The organism is Bifidobacterium panos, from assembly GCF_012932445.1.
Lineage (GTDB): Bacteria > Actinomycetota > Actinomycetes > Actinomycetales > Bifidobacteriaceae > Bifidobacterium > Bifidobacterium panos.
Window position 1 is genome coordinate 1 of record NZ_JAAIIJ010000008.1, and the last position, 25,136, is coordinate 25,136.

22 protein-coding genes are annotated in these 25,136 nt (G+C 62.6%); 17 read left to right on the forward strand and 5 right to left on the reverse strand.

Going from position 1 to position 25,136, the window contains the following annotated elements; genetic code table 11:
- On the forward strand, positions 1 to 1,085 hold a 1,085-nt coding region (locus tag G1C94_RS02875), incomplete at its 5' end, for an InlB B-repeat-containing protein (RefSeq protein ID WP_172144472.1).
- Between the two features lie 349 nt (positions 1,086 to 1,434).
- Positions 1,435 to 1,785, forward strand: a complete 351-nt coding sequence (locus tag G1C94_RS02880) for a hypothetical protein (RefSeq protein ID WP_172144474.1) — start codon at positions 1,435 to 1,437, stop codon at positions 1,783 to 1,785.
- A 345-nt stretch (positions 1,786 to 2,130) separates the two neighbouring features.
- On the opposite strand, the gene G1C94_RS02885 is transcribed toward G1C94_RS02880, so the two are convergent.
- The 4 genes from G1C94_RS02885 to G1C94_RS02900 all read right to left on the reverse strand — a co-directional run bounded on the left by G1C94_RS02885 (position 2,131) and on the right by G1C94_RS02900 (position 5,921).
- Entirely contained in the window at positions 2,131 to 3,231 is a 1,101-nt protein-coding gene (locus G1C94_RS02885; protein ID WP_172144476.1) for a type II secretion system F family protein, read from the reverse strand.
- A 58-nt stretch (positions 3,232 to 3,289) separates the two neighbouring features.
- Entirely contained in the window at positions 3,290 to 4,291 is a 1,002-nt protein-coding gene (locus G1C94_RS02890; protein ID WP_172144478.1) for a TadA family conjugal transfer-associated ATPase, read from the reverse strand.
- A gap of 1 nt (position 4,292) precedes the next feature.
- On the reverse strand, positions 4,293 to 5,321 hold the full coding sequence (locus tag G1C94_RS02895) for a P-loop NTPase (RefSeq protein WP_172144480.1): 1,029 nt from the start codon (positions 5,319 to 5,321) through the stop codon (positions 4,293 to 4,295).
- 444 nt (positions 5,322 to 5,765) lie between these two features.
- On the reverse strand, positions 5,766 to 5,921 hold the full coding sequence (locus tag G1C94_RS02900; RefSeq protein WP_172144482.1) for a hypothetical protein: 156 nt from the start codon (positions 5,919 to 5,921) through the stop codon (positions 5,766 to 5,768).
- Positions 5,922 to 6,692: 771 nt separating this feature from the next.
- On the opposite strand from G1C94_RS02900, the gene G1C94_RS02905 reads away from it, so the two are divergent.
- The 8 genes from G1C94_RS02905 (at position 6,693) to G1C94_RS02940 (ending at position 13,980) form a co-directional block, all read left to right on the forward strand.
- Complete coding sequence (locus tag G1C94_RS02905) at positions 6,693 to 6,983, forward strand: DUF4244 domain-containing protein (RefSeq protein ID WP_172144484.1); 291 nt, start codon at positions 6,693 to 6,695, stop codon at positions 6,981 to 6,983.
- Positions 6,984 to 7,065: 82 nt separating this feature from the next.
- Positions 7,066 to 7,470, forward strand: a complete 405-nt coding sequence (locus tag G1C94_RS02910; RefSeq protein ID WP_335341207.1) for a TadE family type IV pilus minor pilin — start codon at positions 7,066 to 7,068, stop codon at positions 7,468 to 7,470.
- Positions 7,467 to 7,856: an Rv3654c family TadE-like protein gene (locus G1C94_RS02915; RefSeq protein WP_172144486.1), complete on the forward strand. Its 390-nt coding sequence runs from the start codon at positions 7,467 to 7,469 to the stop codon at positions 7,854 to 7,856. Before G1C94_RS02910 ends, G1C94_RS02915 begins: the two co-directional genes overlap by 4 nt.
- Positions 7,857 to 7,893: 37 nt before the next feature.
- Positions 7,894 to 8,994: a diacylglycerol/lipid kinase family protein gene (locus G1C94_RS02920; RefSeq protein ID WP_172144488.1), complete on the forward strand. Its 1,101-nt coding sequence runs from the start codon at positions 7,894 to 7,896 to the stop codon at positions 8,992 to 8,994.
- A 163-nt stretch (positions 8,995 to 9,157) separates the two neighbouring features.
- Entirely contained in the window at positions 9,158 to 11,854 is a 2,697-nt protein-coding gene (dnaX, locus tag G1C94_RS02925) for a DNA polymerase III subunit gamma/tau (RefSeq protein ID WP_172144490.1), read from the forward strand.
- Positions 11,855 to 11,864: 10 nt separating this feature from the next.
- Positions 11,865 to 12,467, forward strand: coding sequence for a recombination mediator RecR (recR, locus tag G1C94_RS02930; protein WP_172144492.1), 603 nt, complete (start codon positions 11,865 to 11,867; stop codon positions 12,465 to 12,467).
- 148 nt (positions 12,468 to 12,615) lie between these two features.
- Positions 12,616 to 13,380, forward strand: a complete 765-nt coding sequence (locus G1C94_RS02935) for an aspartate kinase (RefSeq protein ID WP_172144494.1) — start codon at positions 12,616 to 12,618, stop codon at positions 13,378 to 13,380.
- Between the two features lie 36 nt (positions 13,381 to 13,416).
- Positions 13,417 to 13,980 carry an ACT domain-containing protein gene (locus tag G1C94_RS02940; protein ID WP_172144496.1) on the forward strand — a complete coding sequence of 188 codons (564 nt, stop codon included), beginning with the start codon at positions 13,417 to 13,419 and terminating at the stop codon, positions 13,978 to 13,980.
- 127 nt (positions 13,981 to 14,107) lie between these two features.
- On the opposite strand, the gene asd is transcribed toward G1C94_RS02940, so the two are convergent.
- Positions 14,108 to 15,202 carry an aspartate-semialdehyde dehydrogenase gene (asd, locus tag G1C94_RS02945; protein WP_172144498.1) on the reverse strand — a complete coding sequence of 365 codons (1,095 nt, stop codon included), beginning with the start codon at positions 15,200 to 15,202 and terminating at the stop codon, positions 14,108 to 14,110.
- 639 nt (positions 15,203 to 15,841) lie between these two features.
- On the opposite strand from asd, the gene G1C94_RS02950 reads away from it, so the two are divergent.
- From G1C94_RS02950 to G1C94_RS02980, 7 genes are all read left to right on the forward strand, one after another.
- On the forward strand, positions 15,842 to 16,462 hold the full coding sequence (locus G1C94_RS02950) for a DUF5701 family protein (RefSeq protein ID WP_172144500.1): 621 nt from the start codon (positions 15,842 to 15,844) through the stop codon (positions 16,460 to 16,462).
- Positions 16,463 to 16,584: 122 nt separating this feature from the next.
- Positions 16,585 to 17,919 carry a DNA recombination protein RmuC gene (locus tag G1C94_RS02955; protein ID WP_172144502.1) on the forward strand — a complete coding sequence of 445 codons (1,335 nt, stop codon included), beginning with the start codon at positions 16,585 to 16,587 and terminating at the stop codon, positions 17,917 to 17,919.
- A gap of 46 nt (positions 17,920 to 17,965) precedes the next feature.
- The gene (locus G1C94_RS02960) at positions 17,966 to 18,601 is read left to right on the forward strand and encodes a type I phosphoribosyltransferase (protein WP_172144504.1); all 636 of its coding nucleotides are present in this window, start codon (positions 17,966 to 17,968) and stop codon (positions 18,599 to 18,601) included.
- A 40-nt stretch (positions 18,602 to 18,641) separates the two neighbouring features.
- Positions 18,642 to 19,487, forward strand: a complete 846-nt coding sequence (locus G1C94_RS02965) for a TrmH family RNA methyltransferase (protein ID WP_172144506.1) — start codon at positions 18,642 to 18,644, stop codon at positions 19,485 to 19,487.
- 66 nt (positions 19,488 to 19,553) lie between these two features.
- Positions 19,554 to 20,588 carry an ATP-binding cassette domain-containing protein gene (locus G1C94_RS02970; RefSeq protein WP_172144508.1) on the forward strand — a complete coding sequence of 345 codons (1,035 nt, stop codon included), beginning with the start codon at positions 19,554 to 19,556 and terminating at the stop codon, positions 20,586 to 20,588.
- The gene (locus G1C94_RS02975; protein ID WP_172144510.1) at positions 20,585 to 21,523 is read left to right on the forward strand and encodes a permease of ABC transporter system; all 939 of its coding nucleotides are present in this window, start codon (positions 20,585 to 20,587) and stop codon (positions 21,521 to 21,523) included. The genes G1C94_RS02970 and G1C94_RS02975 overlap by 4 nt, the downstream gene beginning before the upstream one ends.
- A 990-nt stretch (positions 21,524 to 22,513) precedes the next feature.
- Positions 22,514 to 25,136, forward strand: a 2,623-nt coding sequence (locus tag G1C94_RS02980) for an InlB B-repeat-containing protein (RefSeq protein ID WP_172144514.1), incomplete at its 3' end; no start/stop codon positions are given.

The following is a 25,136-nucleotide window of genomic DNA, read 5'->3' on the forward strand; positions in this document are numbered from 1 at the left end:
TCACCACGTTGAAGGATGCCGCGGGCAAGAAGCTGACCGCGCATTGGACGAAGCTGCCGACGACGTTCGATGTGGACGGCGACGTGACCATCCCGGACGGTTGGACCGGCGAGGACGGCAAGCTGCCCGTGCCCGTCAAGCCCGGTTATAAGTTCGATGGCTGGTATGACGAGGACGGCAACCCCGTCACGAACGCGGAGGATGCGGCGGGCAAGACCCTGCACCCCAAGTGGACGCCGGTCGACCAGGCCTTCGACACGAATGGCGGCACGCTGCCCGACAACTGGACCGGTGAGGATGGCAAGCTGCCGATTCCGTACAAGCCGGATTACAAGTTCGACGGCTGGTATGACGAGGACGGCAACCGGATCACCAACACGGAAGAGGCCATTGGCAAGGATTTGGTTGCGAAGTGGACGCCGGTCGACGAGGCGTTCGACGCGCAGGGCGGCACGCTCCCGTCGGGTTGGACCGGTCAGGACGGCAAGCTGCCCATCCCCACCAAGCCGAACTACAAGTTCGACGGCTGGTTTGACGAGGACGGCAACCAGGTCACCAGCGTGGAGGACGCGATCGGCAAGAAGCTCACCGCGAAGTGGACCAGCATGGCCGACGGGTTCGACGCCGACGGCGGCAACCTGCCGTCGGGTTGGACCGGCGAGGACGGCAAGCTGCCCCTGCCGTACAAGCCGGGCTACAAGTTCGACGGCTGGTACGACGAACAGGGCAACCTCATCACCAATGTCGAGGATGCGATCGGCAAGAAGCTGCACGCCAAGTGGACCAGCATCGCGGACGCGTTCGACGCGAACGGCGGCACCCTCCCGGCCGACTGGACGGGCGAGGACGGCAAGCTGCCCGTGCCGACGCGTGACGGCTACACGTTCGAGGGCTGGTACGACGACGAGGGCAACCTGGTCACCAGCGTGGAGGATGCGATCGGCAAGAAGCTGCACGCCCGCTGGAGCAAGGTGAACGCCCTGGCGTCCACCGGCGCCACCGGCCTGACCGCCGCCCTGACGGCCTTGGCTCTGGCCGCTACCGGCTTCGCCGCTAGCGCCCTGCGCCGCAAGCGCTCCCACTGACCGGTCCGGGCAACGGCCCGATCCACTGAGCTGGGCTAACGCCCAGCTCACCGGCCGGACCGGTCTAACCGACCGGTTGACGGTTTCCGAAAGGCGGGGGACATGGGGCTCGCGCCCCGTGGTTCCCCGCCTTTCCTCATATCATTTCGACCGGGCACGCCTCCCCCTTTCCTGTCATTTCGACCGGAGGCCGCCAGGCCGAAGCGGAGAAATCTTCCGGCCAACGCCATAAGCATGCAGAACAAGATTTCTCCACTCGCTGCGCTCGGTCGAAATGACAATAAGTCGAAATGACAACAGCCGAATAAGACCCTGGCCGAATGACGATAATCGATAAGGATGGTGTGCGATGAATGAGCCGCAAAGTTTCACGTCGGGTCAGCGGGCGTATTTGTCGTCGTTGGCTGCGGTGGACAGTATTGACGCGTCCTCGCGTATCCGCTACGCGGACTGGTTCCGCGTCGAGTGCATGCGCCGCTACAGGGAGGGCGAGAAGCCCGCGGCCCTGTTCCGCGAGGCCGGCCTGGATCCCAAGATCGTGGGCTACAAGCGCATCGAACGCGCCTTCGCCCGATGGAAGCGCTCGCCCGAACCAGTCACGCCGGAGCGCAAGCCCGTCGATCCGCGCGACCAGCTCATCGCCGCCCAGGCCCTGCGCATCCAGCAACTCGAAGAAGAACTCCGCCTCAAACAGGAATAACCGCGCTACCTTACAAACAAACCGCGCTACCCACAACGCACACAGACGCGTTACCCTCAGCGGATCTCAAACAGACATAACCGCGTTACTCTCAACGAACATAAACGCGCGTTACTCTCAAGCGGACGCAGACGCGTTACTCTCAGACAGACATAGACGGCTTTGGGCTCGGCTGTTGTTGTGTGAGACGTAAGACTTGGCCTACCGGCCCGGAGGGTGTCGAACACGGCAACAGCCGAGCCCCAAGACACGTACATTGCTCATTTGACCGGCTTTCCCGTTGTCTTGGTTGTCGGTATGCGCTCCGAGAACAAGGTTGCTTTGGGCACTGCGCTGTGTGTTGTTTTACAAGGCGAACGAGGCGACGGCGGGGACCACTCCGATGAGGATGAAGGCCGGCAGGAAGCAGAGCCCGGTGGGGCCGAGCAGTCGCACCGACAGGCGCGAGGATGCCTGCTCGATGGTCGAACGCTCGTCCTGATCGAATCGCTGAGCCGCCAGCGCGAGTTGTTGCGTTGGCGAAGAACCGTGTCGCCAAGCGCTTTCAAGACAGTTTGCAATAAGCATGGCCGGGTGTGAACATGCTGCCTCGCTCTCACTGTGAGTTGCGACAATCCACGCCTCACGCCATACCGTGCCGCCAATGAGCGCCGACCCCGCCAATCGCAACGCTTGCGCCACATCTCCATCGGTGGTTTCCCCCACCGCAACCAACGCGGCGGGAATCGACGAGCCTTGCAACAACGCCGCGTGCAACATCTGTAACGTCAGCGGCACCATTGACGCGCTGTCCCCGCTCGCCTCGAACTCGTTGAGCATGCGCCGCGTCCACAACAGTCCGAGGCTATACCAAATCAATCCAACCAGCAGACATAGTAACCCCTGCGCGGAGCCGAACAAGAAGCGCAACGGGCGCGAACCCATCAGCTCGCCTAGAGCGATGGTCGCTGCCGGCAGCGCACTGAGCAGACGTATGGTGGCTTTCGGCATGGCGAACGCCTCCCGCTTGAGATCGTGCATCTTGCGTTCGCGCCGATATGCCTCAGCCGCCGCTTGCAAACAGCCCGAAATCTCGCAGCCCAGCCGCTCACTCAGCGTACAGGCCGCAGCGATTTGACGCGCCGCGCGGGCGATGTCCTCTTCGGATTCGTCGCGTTTGGCACACCGGCGCAACACACTCTGCGCGCGTGCCGCGGTGATGCGCGGCGTTGCGAACCGTATGCCCCCCTGCTCTTCAAAGGCTTCGACCACCGTGCCTCCGCTCGATGTGCGCGCGATGACGGCGACGATCACCGCGTCGATGCCGATGCGGGGCGACGGTGCGTCTTGCGCGGGCGGGGGTCTGTTCTTCAAATCGGCAAAACGATGCGGGGCGTGGCTCAGCCGACTGCACGCGAGACATAGCGCTGTTGATGCGGTGGCCAGCCCAATGGCCATTATGTTCATGAACTTCTCCTTTCGGTTTTCGGCGCCGTTGCAGCCATAAAGTGTTGCCTTGTCGCCTCTATTCTTGCCAGCGTGCCGCGAATTGCGTCCATAGCGGCGAATACGCGGGCGGTCCGTTGCCCTGCCAGGTGGCCAGCGCCTCGCCGACAAGCCGCCCGCCCGCACTCGTCAGGCGGCCAATCTGACTGATGCGCCTGATGCCGCCCGTCCGCTCAAGATGCAACACCGCGTCGAAAGCGTTTTCGGCCAACATGCTCAGCGCGGACGGCGAAAGACCGGCAAGCAAACCGAGTGTGATCAGGCGCGACGGCACGCGCTCGACGCTGTCCGCGTGCAGTGTGGTCATCCCGCCGTGATGGCCGGAATTGTAGGCGCGCAACAAGTCGGCGATCTCCTCGCCGCGGCACTCGCCGAGAATCACCCGGTCCGGTCGCATGCGCAACGTGGCCTTGACCAGTTCGCCAAGACCCACGGCTCCCGCTCCCTCAACATTCGCCTCGCGGCAGGTCAGCGAAACATGGTTGGGCAACGGCAGCATGCTCAGCTCGCGCACCTCTTCCACGGTGACGATGCGCTCGCTCGTGCTGGCGTGGCCCAGCAGCGCCTTGAGCAGCGTGGTTTTGCCCGCGCCCGTGCCGCCGGTGATGAGCAGTGTGGCCTTGCGCGAGACGAGACCATGCAACACGGGCAGCCACGCGGCGGGGAACAGACCCTGTTGGCACAGCCGCGTCAACGAGGGCAACTCGCGGTCGGGAAAACGAATCGATATGGCCGCGCCGTTCGGCACCAGCGGCGCGATCACCGCATGCACGCGCACGCCGTCTTCGTTGGCCGCGTCCGCAATCGGTTGCGCGTCGTCGAGCCTACGGCCGAGCTGCGCGCACAGCCCCACCGCGTATTCGCGCACCACCTGCGGGGAGCGCAACGGCATGCGCGGGTGATATTCACGCATGCCCTCGCCCCGATCGACCCACACGCGCCCGTCGCACGTCACCGCCACATCGCAGATTCGCGGGTCATGCGCCAGCTCCTGCAATGGGCCGAGCATCAATGCTGTCATGTCATGTCGCCTCCCAATGTGTTGAACCGCGCGCCGTTTCGCCCGACTCCTCACCCGAGCGTTCGGTCAGTCGCTCGGCCAATCGTTCGGCGAGCGCGCCCACCACCCGCCGATTGCGCCGGGGAACCTCCCGAATGCCCAGACCCTCCAAGATGTCGGAGCAGAGCGCCGGCGTGTAGCGCACCGGCCCCAATATGTCCGCGCCGAGATAGGCGATGGCTTCCGCGGTTGCGACGGTCGTCGCCGCGCTGCGACGTGGTGCCCCGCGCGGTTCCATGGCCACGATGATTGGTGATCGCGGCTTGCTTGCTGCCGAGCCGGCGAGCGATTCGCGCACGCGCCTCAGCGCCGCCAGATGCGCCTTGGCGCGCGCCAGCCCCAGCACCGACAGTTCAACAGCCACCACCTGCTGTGCCAGCGCCAGCTCGGGGGCGCTCTGCCAGACCTGCGCGCGCCCGACATCGGCCAGAACCAGTTGATTGGCCTCGCACATGGCCTGTGTCGCCGCCTGCATCTGCCAGCTGTCGGGGTTGTCACCGCGCCACGGCGTGTGCGCGAGCACTGGCATGCGCTCCCAATGCGGCAGCTCGAGGTTCAGCGCCTCCCCCTCGATATGCCCCAGCGGCGCGTCGAGATCCTGCATGCTCAGGCCCGGCTCGTGTTCGATGCCCAGCAGCACCCCGAGCCCACCGCCGGTCAGATCGGCGTCCAGCAGCGCGCATTGCACGTGTTTCTGATGCAAGGTCAGGGCGGTCAGCGCCAGCAATGTGCTCAACCCCACCCCGCCGCTTGGCGAGCTGAAGGCGGCCAGGTTGCTGTGAAGCAGGGTGTCCGTGCGCGTTTGCGGCGCGGTGTCCGTTTTTCTGCGCGTTTGCACGAAGACATGCGCTTGCGGCCTCGCGATGAGGTTGGTGCGCCTCGCAACGGCGGTGGGCGCGCCCGGCATCGGCACGCTGGCGGCGCGCCGGTCCGGGTCTGTGCCGCTTGCCGCCACCCGGGGCAGGGGCACGTTGATGATTGCTGTGTTCATGTTCCGATTGAATCGTGGTTCGCCGCGCAAATTCAAGCTGAACAGGGGTATGTGGTCGAAGCCCCCCGGTTATCCACACCTCGGGCGTGTCGTCCACAGCGTTATCAACAGTTTGGTTCCTATAGGCCAAATACCGCCATTCTGAGCATGAAAAAGGGATTTGCAAAATCCTGCAAATCCCTGCTGGCGGAGGATACGAAATACTAACCTCGACCACCGCTAAGCCCTACTGCCATAAGCGATTTCGGGTTTTACTGGAAATGTCACACCCGATAAAACACCCGATAACTCCCGTCTCCCGAAGTGTCTTAACGGTGTCATAACGGCTACCAGACCGCCACAGGACAGTCGGCGCACTCTCCGGCCTAATCACACGCCTGTGCCCATGCCGAAGTTTTAGGGTACCGGCGCGACGCCGATAAGCGCCGCGCCCTAATGAACCGGCTAGGCTATGAGCCTGAGCAACTGGTAGAGCTGCCACAGGCTGCGCACGTCGAAACGCACGCCCTCGACCAGCGCATAGTGTTCGGAACCGCCCATATGAACGGTCACCGTTCGCCCACGCACGGTCAGCTCGCCATGCACCGTGATATTATTCATTTATACCCTTTGAGTTAGGGCGTAACGCCGAAACTCAGCAAAGGCTCGGTATTGCTAGTGCCGAGCCTTTTGTTTTCGGCTTACGCCGAACGGCTCGCCATATCAAAGCGAGGGCACCGCGTTTACGGTGTCAGGCAACAGCATATCAGGCACATGTCGCGGCATGGAAGAAGCCAGCCGTGACCAACGCAAACGAATCGGGTTGGGGTTGGGCGTCGAGGTGGTTGGGTGGGTTTGGGCAACAAAGAAGGAGCCCGCCGAAGCGGGCTCCTCATCCAAGTCCAACATAAGCAGAATCTCTGCACAACATCATCGTTGCAACGGTAAGTCTTTCCAATGCCCGTCCAACGTACCAGTCCTCGTGACCATTACTCTTTGTGGGCTTCTGCTCTGTTCTGTTGTCCTTGTACCTCACAATCTAGGCGCGTTGCCAGGCGTTTGCAACCCGAAAAAGTGCTTTGTTCGATTTTTTGTGCAAATGGTCATACGCACACGCGTGCTCGGCATTATTGGGTGGTTGTGTGCGATTTGACCCGGGCTGATGTTGCGTTGTGTGCGATTGGCTGGATATGACGGCGTGTCGCTGGGCTTGCGCCGCCTGTGGATTAACGGCCGAACTATCCACACGAACGGTGGACGACACGCCGGGCTGTGGATAACCATAGGGGGCTCTGTCCACATTGCCCGTACAGCTTGCGAATGGATGCCCGCGTCACTCACAGTGGAACAACCGGCCATCCGGTCGGCGAACAACAATGGAAAGGAGTAATCATGAGCGCAGTCATCCCAATCAATGGTGATATGGAAGCCGGCGTGCTCGCCCGCACAAGAGCGCGCGTCGGCCGCATGCGCGAGCGAGCCCATGCCAAGTTGTGCATGCTTGACGCCAGAATGCGGACGCTCGCCGCCGAGCCCGAAGAGGGCGCCGCCACCGCCGAATACGCGGTTGTGCTGGTCGCCGCCACCGGGTTTGCGGCGCTGCTCGTCACCATCATGAAATCAGAGACCGTGCGCAAGCTGTTGCTTGACATCGTCAAGCAGGCCTTGACCCTAGGCGGTTAGGATGCGCCGTGCAGCAATGACGCGGCGCGCTCGCAAGCCATCGTCGCCTTGCGGCGGCGGGCGGCTTGCAGGCGCGTCCGTCGTGGCGACGAGACTGGCCGCAGTGCCGTCCCGATGCAAACGGCGATTCCGGCAAGTCGTCCGAAAAGCCCTCTCGTGCGACGTGGGTGCCGTCACCGCGGAGTTCGCCACGGTGCTGCCCGCTGTGGTGGCCGTGGCGGTGCTGTTGCTCTGTCTGACGCGCACGGTGGCCGTATCGATCAGCTGCCAGGATGCGGCCTCCGCCGCCGCGCGGGCGGTCGTGGCCGGCGGTGGGAGCGCCGACCCGAGCGCCGCCGCGCGAACCGTGGCGGGCCAGTCGATCACGGTGAACGTGAGCGATGAGGCAGGGCATGTCACCGTCGTCACCAGCTGCCCGGTGGTTCCCGATCCGCTTGGCGTGCTCCCCACGAAAGTGGAGGGCAAGGCCGTGGGGGTGGTGTCATGAGCAAGCGAACGCGGCGCGGCTTCGCGGCCGGCATGGCTGAAGACGAAGGCTCGGGCACGATGGCGGGCGTGGCGCTGATCATGCTCGCCGCCGTGCTCATCACCGCGTCCGCCGCCGCAGGTCATCTCGTCATTCGCCATGCGCAAACCAGATCTGCCGCCGACCTCGCTGCCTTCTCCGCCGCAGCGGCATGGTGGAACGACCAGGAGAGTCCCTGCACCGTGGCCGACACGGTGGCTCAGGCGAATGGGGCGACGGTGGTTGAGTGCCAGGCGGATGAGCCGGACGATGGCGACGTGACGGTGCGTCTCGCCATGGACACCCAAGTGCCGCTCGTGCCGCAGATCACGGTTTCGGCTCGCGCCGGGCCGGTGGAATGTGAGTGAGCGAAGGGGGCGTTGCGCGTATGCTTATCGTGTGAGCATGAGCGAATTGGAAAAGTGCCCGACAGTTGCAATGATCGGCAACCCCGTAGCGAATAACGGCAAGGGATCCAAAGTCTACAGCCAAGTGTTCGATTTGCTTGTCGAGGGCGGCAAGGTTCATGGTTTCGACGTCATAGATTTGACGGGCAGCAGTTTCGACGATTCGCTCGCCAAAGCGCGTGAGGCCGCGCCATCCTACGACTATCTCGTGGTGGTCGGCGGCGACGGCATGATGATGCTGGGCGCCAACGCGGTGCGGTCCAGCGGCAAGCCGCTCGGCATCGTCGCGGTCGGCTCCGGCAATGATTTCGCCCGTGGCCTCAAACTGCCGGTCAACAGGGTGCAGACCGCAGTCGAAGGCATCATCGGTGCCATCGTGCGCGGCTCGCATATCGATGTCGATATGGGCTGTGTGACGTGGCCGGACGATGGCGGGCGTGACCGGCTGTATTCCGGCATGCTGTCGTGCGGTCTCGACGCGAGCATCAACGACCGAGCCAACCATTCGCGTCTTCCGGGCGGTTCGTTGCGCTATTTCGTGGCCGTTCTGATCGAGCTGACGCACATCAAACGCTATGGGTATCACGTCGCGCTCACCAGGGCGGACGGCACCATTGAGGAGCGGGACATGATGACCCCTCTGCTCACGGTGGCGAACTCGCGTCATATCGGCGGCGGCATCGAGGTCTCACCCTATTCGTGCCTTGATGACGGCTTGCTCGATGTGGTGTGGATGGCTCATATGCCGAGCTTGCGCGAAGCCGTCAGAGCGTTGCGCCATGCCTATGACGGGCGGTTGCTGGCCGCGGAACTATTCGGATGGGAGCGCGTGCGCGACATCGAAATCACGCGGGCGCAGGATGGCGACGAGCCGCCGGTGCTGATGGCGGACGGCGAATATGTCGGCCAGCTCCCGGTGAAGGTTCGAGCGTGCAAACAGGCGGTGCGCGTGCTGGTGCCGCCGGCGGTGGCCGACTGGTATCGCAGTGAACGCAGTGAAAGCCGTCTGCTTGCCACCGTCGAACGCGACGGACGTGACCCGCTCACCGGAGGGCTCGTCGCAACGCCACGTCGCTGGCGGTCGCTGTTCGGCATGTAACACGATGGCGGCACGGCTGTGCGCCCCTTGCCCAGCAGCGTTGCCACCCCGCCGATACGCATGGTTTCAGCTGTGCGCCCGTGGGGCTGACGCGTGTTGATATGTGTGCTGGTTGAGCTAGGTTTAGATACATCAAGGGTATGCGTCGGGAAGGTAAGTTGAGATGGCTTTAGCTCTGTATCGTCGGTATCGCCCCGATACGTTCGATGGCGTCGTCGGGCAGGATCAAGTCGTCGTTCCGCTCATGCGCGCGTTGGACGAGGGCAAGCTCACGCATGCCTATCTGTTCTCCGGCCCGCGCGGCTGCGGCAAAACCAGTTCCGCGCGCATTCTTGCCCGTTGCGTCAACTGCGCGAAAGGCCCGACCTCGCACCCGTGCGGCGAATGCGAATCATGCAAGGACCTGGCCACCGGCGGCCCGGGTTCCATCGATGTGGTCGAGATCGACGCGGCCTCGCACAACGGCGTGGACGACGCGCGCGAACTGCGCGAACGCGCCGGCTTCGCCCCCGCCCGCGACCGATACAAGATTTTCATTCTCGACGAGGCGCACATGGTCACCCCGCAGGGTTTTAACGCCCTGCTCAAAATCGTCGAGGAGCCGCCCGAGCATGTGATGTTCATCTTCGCCACCACCGAGCCGGACAAGGTGATCGGTACGATTCGCTCGCGCACCCACCACTATCCGTTCCGCCTGGTGCCGCAGGAAGTGATGGGGCCGTATCTTGAGCAGCTTTGCCAGAAGGAAGGCATCAAACCCGAGCCGGGTGTTTTGAAGCTTGCGATGCGCGCCGGCGGTGGTTCGATGCGAGACACGCTTTCGGTGCTCGATCAGCTGATGGTCGGGTCGGTGGACGGCGTGATTACGCATGACGCTTCGGTGGCGTTGCTCGGTTTCACGCCGGAGGCACTGATTGGCGAGGCCATCGACGCGGTGATCGACCGCAATGGTGAGGCGTTGTATGGCGTGGTGCAGAAGGTCGTGGTCGGCGGGTTCGACCCGCGCCGCTTCGTGGAGGATCTGCTCGCCCGTGTGCGCGACTTGCTGGTGCTCACTTTGGCCGGCGACCGTGCGGAAAACGTGCTGTCCGATTCCGCCGAAGGCGAGGATATGGCCGACCTGCATCGTCAGGCTTCGGCGCTGGGCCTGGGTGCGCTGACGGCGATGGCCGATACGATCAACGCCACACTTGGCTCGATGACCGGTGCGATTTCGCCGCGCATGCGCTTGGAACTGCTGGCCGCGCGCCTGCTTGCCGGGCGTGAGCAGGGCGCTTCAGCGACGGGCGGTGTTTCAGCCGAACCTGTCGTTGCCGAGCAGCAGCCGGCTGCCCAAAGCGGCGGGTTCGCCGGGGCACCGCGCAACCAAGCCCCGCAACAGGGTGGGGGTTTCGCCGGGGCCGCCCGCAATCAGAAGAATGATGTTGCGTCTGGCGAAGTGTCACAATCACAGCCCTCTGCGCCAACAGAGCATGACATCGTCGCAGCCGCTCCTGCCGCTGCAGTGACCGAGACACCGGCCGCTGAAGACAATCGCACCCCCGACCAGAAATGGGATGCGCTGGTGAACGCGCTTCCCGAGGACGTGCGTCGCTATGTGTCGCGGGACAAGGTGCTGCGCATCAAATACGCACCCGCCAACCAGCCGGGCAAAATGCGGCTGTGGCTCAAGTTCGACACGGCGTTGAGCAAATACGCCTTCGCTCTGGCCGTGGCCGGGCAGGAAGTGGACGGCACTAACAAAGTGGTGAATATCCTGCGTGCCGAAGTGCGCAAAATGTTCGGTGAGCATACGGATATCGCCCCCACCAAAACCACCGATGACGGCGAGCGCACCCCGGCGTTCAAGGACTTGCCGGCCAACGAGCAGCAGCGCATCAAGGCGCAGTTGTTGCAGGAGAACCTGCAGGCCGCGGGCGCAATGAAATCGGGTGGCGAGGCATCCGGCGAGAGCGGCACGCGGGAGCAGTCGTCCACTGCCGGCGCGCATCAGGACGAAGGCTCGCCGGACGACGAGGAAAGCCACCGAGCCGACGGCGAAGGCGCGGCGGAAAGCAAGCCCGCCGGTCAGACCAGCGCGCCCGGGATTGACGACGATCCGTGGGCAATCCCCCCTCAGCAGACTGCCGTTCAACAGGAACAGCCCAGCGCCGCGCAATCGGAGGAGCGCCACGAGAAGCATGTGGCGGTTCATGATATGCTCGACGACGATCCGTGGGCCGTCCCCCCTCAGCAGACTGCCGTTCAACAGGGACAGCCCAGCGCCGCGCAATCGGAGGAACATCACGAGAAGCATGTGGCGGTTCATGATATGCTCGACGACGATCCGTGGGCCGTCCCCCCTCAGCAGACTGCCGTTCAACAGGAGCAACTCAGCGCCTCGCAATCTCAGGAATCTCACGAGAAGCGTGTAGCTGTTCCCGATATAAGCGACAATGACGATCCGTGGGCCGTTCCCCCCGCGGTTCCGGCGCAACCGGCGCAATCAGATGCGCAAAACCGCCCGGCTGAATCTGCCGGAGTCGCCGACAACCATGCCCCCCAAGCGCAAGACGACGAAGACCCCTGGCAACAGCCGGTCGCCCCGCCAGTCCCCGTGCCTGAGCCGACGCCGTCCGGCGAAACGGAACCCGCGCCCGACCCGTGGAACATGCCGGCCGAACCCCGCCAGCCCGCGCCCGAGGTTCCCGCGGACGAGGACGAGTACTCGATGAGCGACGAATCGCTGGGCAGTGCCACGGCGATGAGCGTCGATGATGTCAAGAAGCTGTTCGAGGTCAAGAAAGTCGAGGAATTCGGCCCCGACGACCCGAAGAACCCGCGCAACATGCACTCGGCGTCCAAGCATACGGAGGAATGAGGAATAACGCATGGCATTGGTGTACGACGGCGCAATCCAGCGATTGATCGATGCGTTCTCAAAACTGCCGGGCATCGGCCCGAAAGGCGCGCAACGCATCGCGTTCCATGTGCTCAGCAGCGACGAGCAGGAAGCGGCCGACTTGGCCGACGCCATCGCGGAAGTCAAGGCGAAAGTGCGCTTTTGCGACACCTGCGGCAACGTGTGCGAAGCCAGCCCGTGCCCGATATGCGCCGATCCGCGCCGCGACCACACCATCATCTGCGTGGTGGAGGAACCCAAAGACGTGATGAGCATCGAGCGCACCCGCGAATACCGCGGCCTGTACCATGTGCTCGGCGGCGCGATCAACCCGATGGCGAACGTGGGGCCAAGCGACCTGAGCATACCGAAACTGCTCGAACGGCTCTCCGATGGGGAAGTTAAGGAAGTGATTCTCGCGCTCGACCCGAACATCGAAGGCGAGGCCACTACCACATACCTGAGCCGTCTGCTCAGCCAGGTCGGCGTGAAGGTGACGCGTCTGGCCAGCGGTCTGCCGGTGGGCAGCGACCTCGAATACGCCGACGAAATCACCCTTGGCCGCGCGCTCGCCGGCCGACGCGAAGCTTAAGTATTCATCGTAATGTTCGTCGTAGTATTCGCCGTAATATTCCGCATCGTGAACGCGCAAGATTGCCGCAAAACCCGCTATTTCTATAATCGTGCCGCTTGCGTAGTATGAAACGCGAAGCACATTTGATGAACAGAGAAGGATAACAGTGGCTCTCATCGTGCAGAAATACGGCGGCTCATCCGTGGCCGACGCGGCCTCCATCAAGCGCGTCGCCCGCCGTGTCGTCGAAACGAAGAAGAAGGGCAATTCCGTGGCCGTGGTGGTTTCCGCCATGGGCGACACCACCGACGACCTCATCGATCAGGCCATGAGCATCGACTCCAACCCGCCCGAGCGCGAGATGGACATGCTGATGACGGCCGGCGAACGCATCTCCATGAGTCTGCTCGCGATGGCCATCCACGCCGAAGGCGACAACGCGCACTCGTTCACCGGTCAGCAGGCCGGCTTCTTCACCGACACCCGCTACGGCGCGGCTCACATCAAAGCCGTCAAGCCCGATCGCGTCAAGCGCGCGCTCGACCAGGGAGACGTGGCGATTGTGGCCGGCTTCCAAGGCATCAACGCGAAAGGCGACGCCACCACCCTCGGGCGCGGCGGCTCCGACACTTCCGCCGTTGCGCTCGCCGTTGCGCTCGGGGCGGACGTGTGCGAGATTTACACCGACGTGGACGGCGTGTTCACAGCTGACCCGCGCATCGTGCCCACCGCCAAGCGCATCCCCTGCATCGGCTACGAGTCGATTCTCGAAATGGCCTCCTGCGGCTCGAAGGTGCTGGCGTTGCGTTGCGTCGAATATGCGCAGCGTTTCAACATGCCGGTGCATGTGCGCTCGTCCTTCTCGCACCGCCCTGGCACGCTGATCGTGCCCGACGGTGTTGACCCGCGCGCCCTGCCGAACTTGGACTAAGAGCCGAAACCCACCAATAAGCGAAAGCGAAACAATATGAACGACAAAAACGAATCCATGGGCGACCTGTTCCCCGATCTCGGCCCCGAAGTGCCGGTCATTTCCGGCGTGGCGCACGACCGCAGCGAGGCGCTCGCCACCGTGCGCGGCGTGCCGAACGAGCCGGGCATGGCGGCGAAGGTGTTCACCGAACTGGCCACCGCCGACGTGAACATCGACATGATCGTGCAGGCGGGCGCCTCGGTGGGCACCGCCGACATCTCCTTCACCGTGCCGGAATCCTCCGTCAGGCATGTGCAGGATGTGCTCATCGAAAAGCACGACGAGCTGGGGTACAAGTCCTTCGACGTGGACACCAACGTGGGCAAGGTGGCCGTGGTGGGCGTGGGTATGAAAACGCATTCCGGCCTGGCCGCAAGGTTCTTCACCGCGCTGAGCGAGCATGGCATCAACGTGCTGATGATCTCCACTTCGGAGATTCGCATCGCCGCGCTCGTGCCGTTGAACGAACTCGACGCCGCCGTCAAGGCGCTGCACACCGCCTACGGTCTCGATGCGGACCAGGTGGAGGCTGTCGTCTACGGCGGCACCGGTCGCTGAGTCTCGCTAAATTGCGCTAAGTCTCACTGAGTCTCACTGAGCATGACATTGCAAAGGCCGGCACAATCACCTTGCGGATTGTGCCGGCCTCTTGTTCGTTGATTATCGCTTGTCGATTATCAATGGCTTACTTCGCGGCGATATACCCCAGCGCCTTAAGCATCTCGGCGCACTCCAGCGCCCCGCCCGCCGCACCGCGCAACGTATTGTGCGCAAGCCCGACGAACTTCCAATCGAAAATCGAATCCTCGCGCAAGCGGCCGATCGAAACGCCCATGCCTCCCTCGTAATCGACATCGAGCCCGACCTGCGGACGGTCGTCCTCGCTTAAGTATTGGATGAACTGCTTCGGCGCGTGCGGCAACCCGAGCTCAGCGGCCTTGGAAGTGTAGCTGACCAGGCGATCCACCAGCTCGTCCTTGGTGGGGTTCTTGCCGAAGTTGATGAACACCGTGGCGGTGTGCCCGTTGAGCACAGGCACGCGAATGCACTGCGACGTGATGCGCAGCGGCCCGTCGAACGGCACGATTTCGCCCTTCGCGGCGTCCACATGGCCGAACACCTTCAGCGGTTCCTTCTCGCTCTTGGCCTCCTCGCCGGAGATGAACGGGATGATGTTGCCCATCATCTCGGGCCAATCCTGGAAGGTCTTGCCCGCGCCGGAAATCGCCTGATAGGTGCTCACCACCACCTCGCGCGGCTCGAACTCCCGCCACGCGGCCAGCGCCGGCGTGTAGGCCTGAATCGAGCAGTTCGGCTTGACGGCAATGAACCCGCGCGTGGTGCCCAGGCGCTGCTTCTGGTGAGCGATCACATCGAAATGCTGCGGGTTGATCTCCGGCACCACCATCGGCACATCGGGCGTCCAGCGGTGCGCGCTGTTGTTGGAGACGACCGGCGTTTCGGTTTTGGCATATTCCTCTTCGATGGCGCGAATCTCGTCCTTCGGCATGTTCACCGCGCTGAACAGAAAATCGACGCCGGCGGCGACATCAGCCACATCGGCCACGTTCTCAACAACCATGCCCTTGACAAACTCGGGCATCGGCGTCTCCATCTTCCAGCGGCCGCCGATGGCCTCCTCGTAAGTCTTGCCGGCGCTGTGCGCGGAAGCGGCGAGGGTGGTCAGCTCGAACCACGGGTGGTTTTCCAGCAGCGTGACGAAACGCTGGCCGACCATGCCGGTGGCGCCGAGAATGCCGACTTTCAGTTTTTCGGACATAACAACCTCTTGTTTGTTGGATGGTGAAAGTGTGTCGTTTTCGGCAGGTCGCGTCGCAGCCGCCGCATACGTTGCCTTATCTTACGAACACGTCTAGCCCGCCCGTCCGCGCGTTTCGCATCGTGGCGTCGAACCCGCCCGTGACGAATCGGACGCGCGGGTGTCCGATTGGTATTGGGTGGCGTCCTGACTTCGTTACCAATCGGTCGAAAGAATGTCTGATTGGTAATGGAGGGGAGTGCCGGCATGACGAATCGGTCATAAAACTGTCCGATTGGTATTGGTGGAAGTCTTATCCGTTACCAATCGGTCGAAAGAGTGTCTGATTGGTATTGGAGGGGAGTGTCGGCATGACGAATCGGACGCGAAACTGTCCGATTAGTAATGGGCGAGGTTTCGTTCGTTACCAATCGGACGTGCGGGTGTCCGATTGGTATTGGGATGGAGCCTCGTTCATTACTAATCGGTCGAAAGAGTGTCTGATTGGTATTGGAGGGGAGTGTCGGCATGACGAATCGGACGCGAAACTGTCCGATTGGTATTGGGTGAGGTCTCGTTCGTTACCAATCGGACGCTATAGTGTCCGATTCGTCACGGGTGGTGATTGTGTTGTGCGGGCGGTTGCCTACACTGGTAGGCATGTCAATCGCATCAGCAGAAGCCGTCAAACAGCTCGACCGCATCGTGGCCCTGGGTTACCCGGACGTGGCGGACATGGACGCCGCCGCATTCCGCGCGCTCGCAACCCCTTTGATCAGCGCACTCGAGCGTTGCGACCTCGGCTCGAACATTCTGCTGGTGCCCACGCGCGAGCTGGTGTCTCCCGAATCGCTGATCGCCCGAACCTCCATCAACCGCATGGCCGGCTTCACCACCATGCCCCCGCGCGACATCGTCAGCTTCCTGCCGCAGGACGGCTTCGAGCCGCCGGAAGGCCCGTTCTACTTGGTGGTCGAGCCGCACACCGGCACCTGCTATGTGAACCGCGAGCCGGACGTGGCGCGCAAACTTCTCGACGCCGACGAGCGCCTGCCCCTCACGCTGGAGGAGGGCCTCGCCATCGCCACGCAGCACCCGGATTGGCTGGAGGTCAAGAACGGCTTCAATCTGCTCGGCTCGCGCAGTGCGGATGGCCGCGTGCCCAGCATCTGGATGAGTCAGAATGCGCCGCGCTTGGGTTCCGTGTGGCCGAACTCGCGTCACACTTGGCTGGGTAATGCCTACTGTATGTCCCGCCGCGGCGTCAGTCTGTTCCGCTGACTTTCGTTGATTTCGTTGATTCCGCTGGTTGTATGGATTGCGCCGACTTCCGCCGATCCCACCAACCCACCGACCCCCTAGCTGCAATCGGCCTGTAGTGCCAAACTGCCATACTGAAAATCATGGATATGAACTGGATTGCGCTGATTGCGTTCGTGATCGTTGGTGCCGCCCTGGGCATGCTGGCCGGTTTTCTATTGGGCAAATCGCGCGCGCAGAAGGCCGCGCGGCAGGCGCGCAACGTCGAGACGGAGGAACTCAAGGAGCAGCTCGCCGCCGCGCAATCCGAGGTGTCGCGTCTCCAGACCGCCACCGCCGAAGCGCGCGCCCAAGTCGAGGGCGCGAACCAGCAGCTCACTTTCGTCAAATCGCAGCTCGCCCAAGCGCAACAGGCCGAGCAGATCCGCATCCAGCACGAGCGCGACCGCGCCGCCGCCCAAGAGGAAGCCAAGCGCGCCGAACAAGCCCAACGCCTGAAGGAGCAGAGCCGCGTCATCGAAGCGCTGGCCCCGGTGCAGAAGAACCTCGACGCCCTGCAATCCAAGGTCTCGCAAATCGAAGAGGGGCGCAAGAAGGAGATGGGCGCGCTCGGCGAGCAGCTCAAGGGCCTGGGCGAACAGCAGTCGCGGCTCGACAAGGAGACGACCGCGCTGTCCGCCGCGCTGAGCAATAACAAGGTGCGCGGCGCGTGGGGCGAGGCGCAGTTGCGCAATATCGTCGAATCGGCCGGGCTGCTTGAACATGTCGATTTCGACACGCAGGTGGTGGTCAAGGATGCCGCCGGCCACGACCAGCGCCCCGACATGGTGGTGCATCTGCCCGGCGGCAAGTCCATCCCCATCGACGCGAAGGTGCCCTATTCCGACTACCAGCGCGCCTGCGAGATTCCCGACAGCGCCGGCGCGGACGAGCTGGCGCGCCGCGGCGAACTGCTCAAAGCTCACGCGAAGGCGTTGCGCGAACATGTGCGCGTGCTGGGCGACAAGGCGTATTGGCAGGCGTTCGAGACGGCCCCCGATTTCGTCGTGGCGTTCATCCCCAACGAGGCGCTGTTACAAGCCGCCCTCGAAACCGACCCCGCGCTGATGGACGACGCTTTCGCGCGCAAAGTGGCGCTCACTTCGCCCGTCACGCTGTGGGCCGTGCTCAAGTCCGTGGCCTACGCCTGGCAGCAGCAGAGTCTGACGGACGATGCCAAAACGCTGTTCAATCTGTCGCGCGACCTGTACGACCGATTCGCCACGCTCGGCGAGCACGCCACCAAACTCGGCGCGCAGATCACCCGCACCGTTGCCGCCTACAACACCTTCGCCTCCAGCCTAGAGCGCCGCCTGCTGCCCACCGCGCGCAAATTGCAGAAGCTGGAACCCACCAAGGTCATCAGCGAAGTCCCCCTGCTCGACTCCGAAAAAACCAACCTCACCGAACTCACCGCCCCCGAACTCGCGCAGTCCTAAAAGCGCCCGCAACCGGCATGACGAGAGCGGGCCGTAGGCTGGCGGTATGAGTGATTCTGGGTTTCGCGCCACAGGCCCGGCCGAACTGCGCGACGACAACACGAGTTTCGCGGCACTTGAGCCGCGCGAGCAACTGCGCGAACTGCTGCGCGAGCACGCGGCGGGCCGCCCGTTCTCCGAACTGTCCGCCGTCACTTTCGACCATCGTGGGGCCACCATCGTGGGGCATCTGTTGCTTGACGCGCTTGAGGACGCGGGCTATTCGGTGGATGATTTCGACGCGGTGGGCGCGCTGACCGCCGCCGCCGTGCCGCTGGTCGGTTCGATGATTCAGGCCGCCGCCTCGCGCGGGGAGGACTTGGACGGGTTCGTGATGGATTTCGTCTATCCTTCCGTCAAGGGCCCGTCCATCGCCGGCAAGCGCGTGGTGTTGCTCGACGCCTGGCTCTCGGAGAAGTCCTATGTGCAGACCTCCTCGCTGGTCACCTTGCGCAACGGCAATGAGCTGAGCCTCGATTTTTCGGTGGTGGCTCACGAGGGCGCCGAAGTGGTGGCATTGGCTTCGCTGGTCGGCGGGCTGGGCAAAACCGAAGGGGCGAGCGTCGAGGTGATCAACCCCGTCACCGACGAGCGGTGCGCGCTGCCGTTCGTCGCGCTGTTCGACGAGACCGAGCTTCAGTAGTATCGCTAAAGCTGAACTGTCAGCAAAACTGAGATTAGTTATGCACGAACCGAATCCGATCGACATCGCCGCGAGGGCGTCGGGCGAGCCGACCTTCCGCGAGGTGGGTGTGGGGCCGTGGGGCGAAACCCACCCCCGCGAGCCGCGTCCCGACAACCCCCAATCGCCGAACTACAGCCCCCGCTACGACCCGCAACTGCTGGACGAAGGCGACCGCCGCAACGTGCTCGACCGCTACCGCTACTGGCGTGTAGCCGCCATCAAAGCCGACCTCGACCAGCGTGGCCGCCACGATTTCGAGGTGGCCGTCGAAAACTGGACGCACGATTTCAACATCGGTTCGATGGTGCGCACAGCCAACGCCTTCCAAGCCCGCCGCGTCCACATCGTCGGCCCGCACAAGTGGAACCGCAAGGGTTCGCTGATGACCGAGCTGTATCAGCACGTCGAACATCACCCTTCCATCGCCGAGTTGGTGGAGTGCTGGCGCATGCGCATCGCGGGTGAAATCGCCGCCACGCAAGCCGAGGCTCAGGCCGCCGCACTGCACGCGCATTGGGCCGCTGGTGCGAATGATGCGCGGGCCGTGGCCGCCGCGACGTCGCAAGTGGCCGCCGCCGAAGCGCGCCTCCGCGAACTCAAAGCCGCCCACGTCATCGCCATGGACATCATCGACGGCGCGGTGCCGATGGAAACCTACGCCTTCCCCAAACGTTGCCTGCTGCTGTTCGGCGCCGAGGGCCCGGGCCTGTCAAGCAAAGCGCTGGAACTGGCCGACGATGTGGTCTACATCTCCCAATTCGGCTCCGTGCGCTCCATCAACGCCGGTGCCGCCGCAGCCGTCGCCATGCACGCCTGGATCGCCCAGCACGCCTCCATCACGTGAGGCGACAAAATCGCCCCATCTAAGGTGCCCTACCAACAGTCGCATCTGTCGCTAGGATAAGAAACCATGATCGAAATAACAGGACTGTCGAAGAAGTTCGGCACCAAACAGGCACTCAGCGATGTATCATTCGTGGCTGAGAACGGCAAAGTCACCGGGTTCTTGGGGCCCAACGGCGCAGGCAAATCCACCACGATGCGCGCCGCGCTGGGCCTCATCCACCCCGACACCGGCCAAGCGCTCGTCGACGGCGAGCGATACGTCACGCTGCGCGCGCCGATGCAGGCCGTCGGCGCGGTGCTCGACGCCAAATCGGCGCACAAGGCCCGCACCGCCTACGACCACCTGCGCACGCTCGCGTACACCAACAACATCCCCAAAAGCCGCGTCGATGAAGTGATCGACATGACCGGCTTGGGCTCGGTGAAGAACCGCAAAGCCGGCCAGTTCTCGCTCGGCATGAGCCAGCGCCTGTCGATTGCGGGCGCGCTGCTGGGCGACCCGAAGAACCTCGTGCTGGACGAGCCGATCAACGGCCTCGACCCCGAGGGCGTCAAGTGGGTGCGCGAATTGTGCCGCTATTACGCCGGCCAGGGTCGCGCCGTGCTGCTCAGCTCGCACTTGATGAGCGAGGTGGCGCTCACCGCCGACAATCTGGTGGTCATCGGCCAGGGGCGCGTGCTGGAAACCGGCACGGTGAGCGATTTTGTCGCCAAGCATTCCGGCCATTCCATTCGCGTCACCACTCCCGAGCCCGACAAGCTGCGCGCGATTGCGGCCCGGTTCCCCGGCGCGCGGCTTGAGGTGGAAGGGGGCAGTGGTAGCAGCAATAGCAACAGCACTCCGCCGCAACCCGGCGCAAATGCCGAGCAGGTCGTCACGTTCCACATCAGCGACGTCGAGCTGCACGCGCTCGCCCGCGCATGTGCGTCCGTGCAACTGGTAACTTACGAACTGCGCGAGGAACACGCCTCGCTTGAGGAAGCGTATATGGAGTTGACTCACTCCTCGGTGGAATATGCGGCGGCGCAGGTGCCGAATGCGCAAAACGCCAGTCAGTCCGCTTTCCAGTCCCAGCCCAGCCAGGAGGAATCACGATGAGCGCAAGCAACGCCAGCAACGCCAGCAACGCCTACGCCCGCGGCCGCCGCGCCGAGCGCACAAGCCGTCACGTCCATCTCACCTTCGGCGGCTGCCTGAAAGCCGAGCTGCTCAAGCTCTGGTCGCTGAAGTCCACGAAGATCCTGCTGCTGCTCAACATCGCATTCATGCTCGGCATGGCCGCACTGAGCGCGCTGAGCTTCAAGTTGATAGCGTCCATGGATCTGACCACCGGCCAAAAACTGGCTCAACCGCAGCCGATTGCCGAAGCTGATATATGGATGTCGATTTCGTCCGCCGCCACCATCACGGCGCTGGTCATCGGCATCTTCGGCGTCATGGCCATCACCAGCGAATACACCACCTCCGCGGTGCAGTCGAGCCTGGTTGCCAACCCGCGGCGCGGCCTGTTCTATGCGAGCAAGTCCGCGGCCCTCGCTCTGTTCTCGTTCGTGGATGGCCTGATCGGCGTGGCGGCCGCCTACGGCGTCGTCAGGCTGATGTTTGCCGGGTTCGATATCACCGCGCTGAGCGGCGAGGAATGGCGCATCATGCCGGTGACGCTCATCGGAATGCCTGTTGTCACGGCGGTTGTAGCATTATTGGCGCAGGGGCTTGGCGGCATGACCCGCTCCACTGTCGGCGGTGTTGTTTCGGTGGTGGTGCTGTTCATGGCGCTTACCATGGCGCTGTCCCTTGTTTCGATGGCCACCGCTAAGGTCAGCTGGCTCAAGTGGGTGGGTTCGCTCTCGGGGCTGACGCCCAATACCGCCATGTCCACATTCCTGTCGGCCGGGTGCCATTCTTCCGCCGGCGAGACGGCGCAAGCCTATTGGATGCCGAACTGGTGGCAGGCCGGCCTGGTGCTGTTGGCATGGTCGGTCGTTTCGTGGATCGTGGGTCTCGCCGTGACTCGCAGAGCCGACGTCAAGTAATGTAATTTCATATCGACGAAGAGCCCTGTACTGTCCATCACAGGGCTCTTCGTTTTATCGGTTTGTCTTGGGTTACAGTGCGCTCGTTATCTTTCTCAGTCTGTCTTGAGTCGCAGTGCGTTCGCTACTGTTCTCGATCTGTCTTGAGTTGCGGTGCGTTCGCTACTGTTCTCAGTCTGTTTTGAGTTGCGGTGCGTTCGCTACTGTTCTCAGTCTGTTTTGAGTCGCAGTGCGCTCGCTATTGTTCTTGATTTGTTTTGGGTTACAGTGCTCGTCTTTGTTCTTAGTGAGTTCCGTTTAGTTTTCGTGTTGTTTGGCTATTGCGGTGTCTAGCGGCGGATGTTGCCGTGTTCGACACCCTCCGGGCCGGTAGGCCAAGTCTTACGTCTCACACGTCAACATCCGCCTAGGGCATTCTGACGTAGCCGGTTTGTTTCGTCCTAGGCTCCCGCTGGCGGGAGCTGTCAGCCGTCAGGCTGACTGAGGGTGGTCTCGCCGGGCACGTGTCTGGTCCAACCACCCTCAGTCGCGCAGACGCGCGACAGCTCCCGCCAGCGGGAGCCTCAGGCTGAGCTCCTTGTCATTTCGGGCGCAGAGCCCCGTTCCAGGGCGTTGATCGTCCAGGCTTTCTTGCCTCGCGGGTAATGCAATGCCCCGGTGACTTGGAAACCAGCGGTCAACACGGGGCTTGTACATGCGAGTATAGGTCATTCGCTGACGAACAGCGTTGTGCGCTGTTTTTAGCGTGCGTGCCGTCGTTCCGCCCCCGGTTTGGTCTCTTGTGACACGCCGGGGGATTTTGCTCCCTCTTTTGGTGTTTGTCCCGGAATGGTGCGGTTGGGTTGTTCCGGTGTTGCGACCGCTGGAACTTGCCGCGTTGTTCAGCAGTCGTGGGGGGGGAATCTTTGATGCTGAATAAGTTTCGCGCGCCCGGCTGGACGGTTCGGCTGTTGCGTGGTTGCGCGGGGAGTGTTGTGAAGGAGTTTTGCGATGATGGATCGTGTTGCTGACCGCCCCGTATGGCGGTGCGTGTGCGCGGTGATTGCAGTGATCGCGACGATGCTTGCGGTGGCCGTAGCACCGATGGCCCGGGCGGACGACGACAAGCTGGTGGTGACGCTGAATGAGGATCAGAAGACCCTTGTCAGCATAGGCGACGCGACTACGGGTGCCTCGTACAAGCTGGGCGCGGCGACTGTCACGGGTGCCAGCTCGTATGTCACGGTGCAGGTGGACTCGGGGTACTTCTCTCCGGCCGTGGTTGTTCCGGCGAACGCGTCGGTGGTGTCCGCGTTGGATAATACGGGCGCGTATGTGGCCGGCGGCAAAGTGGTCGCTGGCGGAAAGTATTCGTATGTGACGATTAAGACGTCGTCGGCGACCGGCGAGGCGACGATAACCGCGGAGGATTTGCAGACGTATCTGCGGGGTTTGACGTTCACCACGAGTGGTGACACGAAGCAGAACGTGACCGTCAACGTCGTGAACAAGCCATTGAAGGCCACGTACAACGGCACGGATTACAGCGTGATCCTGTATAACGGTCACGCATACACATTCGTCAGTAAACAAATGAACTGGAACGTCGCGTTTAGTGCGGCGAAGTCCACGGAGTTTCTTGGTTCGAATGGTCATTTGCTGACTATCGAGTCGGCCGAGGAGCACAACCTGATCTTCAAATCGTTCAATAATCAGCCGGGTTGGATAGGTGCGACCCGTTTTACGACTGCGGCGCGTGCCGCGGAGGATGGTGATACGTTCACTGTCACTCAGCAGGCCGGTGATGTCGGTTGGGGTACAGCTTGGTATTGGGTGACGGGCCCGAGCAAGGGAACGATGATCTGGACCAACTCCACAAGGTCGAACGGGCAGGCCACTGCCGCGTATAGCAACTGGAGCGATGGTGAGCCTAATGCTTACAGTGGTATTGAAGGCGTTGGCCAGTACGGTTTTGGAGCTGCGGGTCAGTGGAATGATATACCGAACAATGATGCCCGTGCTGCTTACAATGCTGGTTTTTATGTCGAGGTTGAGGATTTCAAGCTTGACGAGGCTGGTACCACGGCGTCTGCTGCGGTGCAGCGTGTGAATGTGACGTATGACTTGGACGACAACAAGGTGACGAGCAGCACGACTGACACGAAGGTGTTGACGAATAATGTCGATTATTCGACGACGTTGACTGCGGCTGCGGGTCGTACGTTGGATACGTCGTCGGTGAAGGTCACGGTGGGCGGCAATGAGCTTGCCGCCGCGGATTACACGTTCGACAAGGACACGGGTGAGCTGACGGTTCCGGCTGCGAAGGTGACCGGTGATGTGAAGGTGTCGGCGAAGGTGATGCGCAACGTGACGTTCGTTGTCGGCGATGGCGGCAAGATGAAGGATGCGACCACCCCCTTGTCCTTGTCGGTGGCGTATGGGGCGAAGGTGTCTTCTGGCAAGAGTTCCTCTGGCGCGAGTTTTGTGCAGCCGGATGTCACGGCGAACGAGGGTAAGCGGTTTACGGGTTGGCTGGCGAGTGTGGATGGCGTGGAAGACCAGATGCGTCAGCCTTCTGGGGTTGGTGATGCGGAGGTGACGTCGGATATGACGTTCACCGCGCAGTATAAGGATTTGGTGACGGTCACCTTCAAGTACGGCGGCGGCAAGGACAAGAACGGCAAGGAGTCCGTGTCGATGTCCGGTGTGAAGGACGAGGAATACGATATCCCGCAGGAAGCGGATCTGTCGCGTGACGGTTATACGTTCTCGGCTTGGAGTCCGGTGCCGTCGGGCGCGTATGGTGATTCGGATGAGACGTTCACGGCCCAGTGGGACGCGAACACTAATACCGAGTACACGGTTGAGCATTATCTGCAGAGCGTGGATAACGACGATGAGTACACGCTCCAGTCCGAGGATACGGAGACGGGGCACGGTACGACGGATCAGGACACCGATGCCAAGGCGAAGTCCTATCCGGGTTTCAAGGCTCCCACGGAGGTGACGCAGTCGAAGATTGCCGGTAATGGCAAGACCGTCGTGAAGATCTATTACACGCGTGACAAGTATGATGTGACGTTCGACGCGAACGGTCACGGCACTGCGCCGGAGAAGGTGACGGGTGTCAAGTATGAGGCGCAGGTTGCGAAGCCCGCTGCCGATCCGTCGGAGGCTGGTTACACGTTCGGTGGCTGGTACGAGGATCAGAAGTGCACCGATGCGAAGAAGTGGGATTTTGCCACGTCCAAGATGCCGGCCAATAATCTGACGCTGTATGCGAAGTGGACGGCGAATACGGACACCGAGTACACGGTTGAGCATTATCTGCAGAACGTGGATGATGACGAGTACACGCTCAAGTCCGAGGATACGGAGACGGGGCACGGTACGACGGGTGTGGATACCGATGCCAGGGCGAAGTCCTATACGGGTTTCATGGCTCCCACAACGGTTGCGCAGTCGAAGATTGCCGGTGATGGTTCGACGGTGGTGAAGATTCAGTACACGCGTGACAAGTATGATGTGACGTTCGACGCGAACGGTCACGGCACTGCGCCGGAGAAGGTGACGGGTGTCAAGTATGAGGCGCAGGTTGCGAAGCCCGCTGCCGATCCGTCGGAGGCTGGTT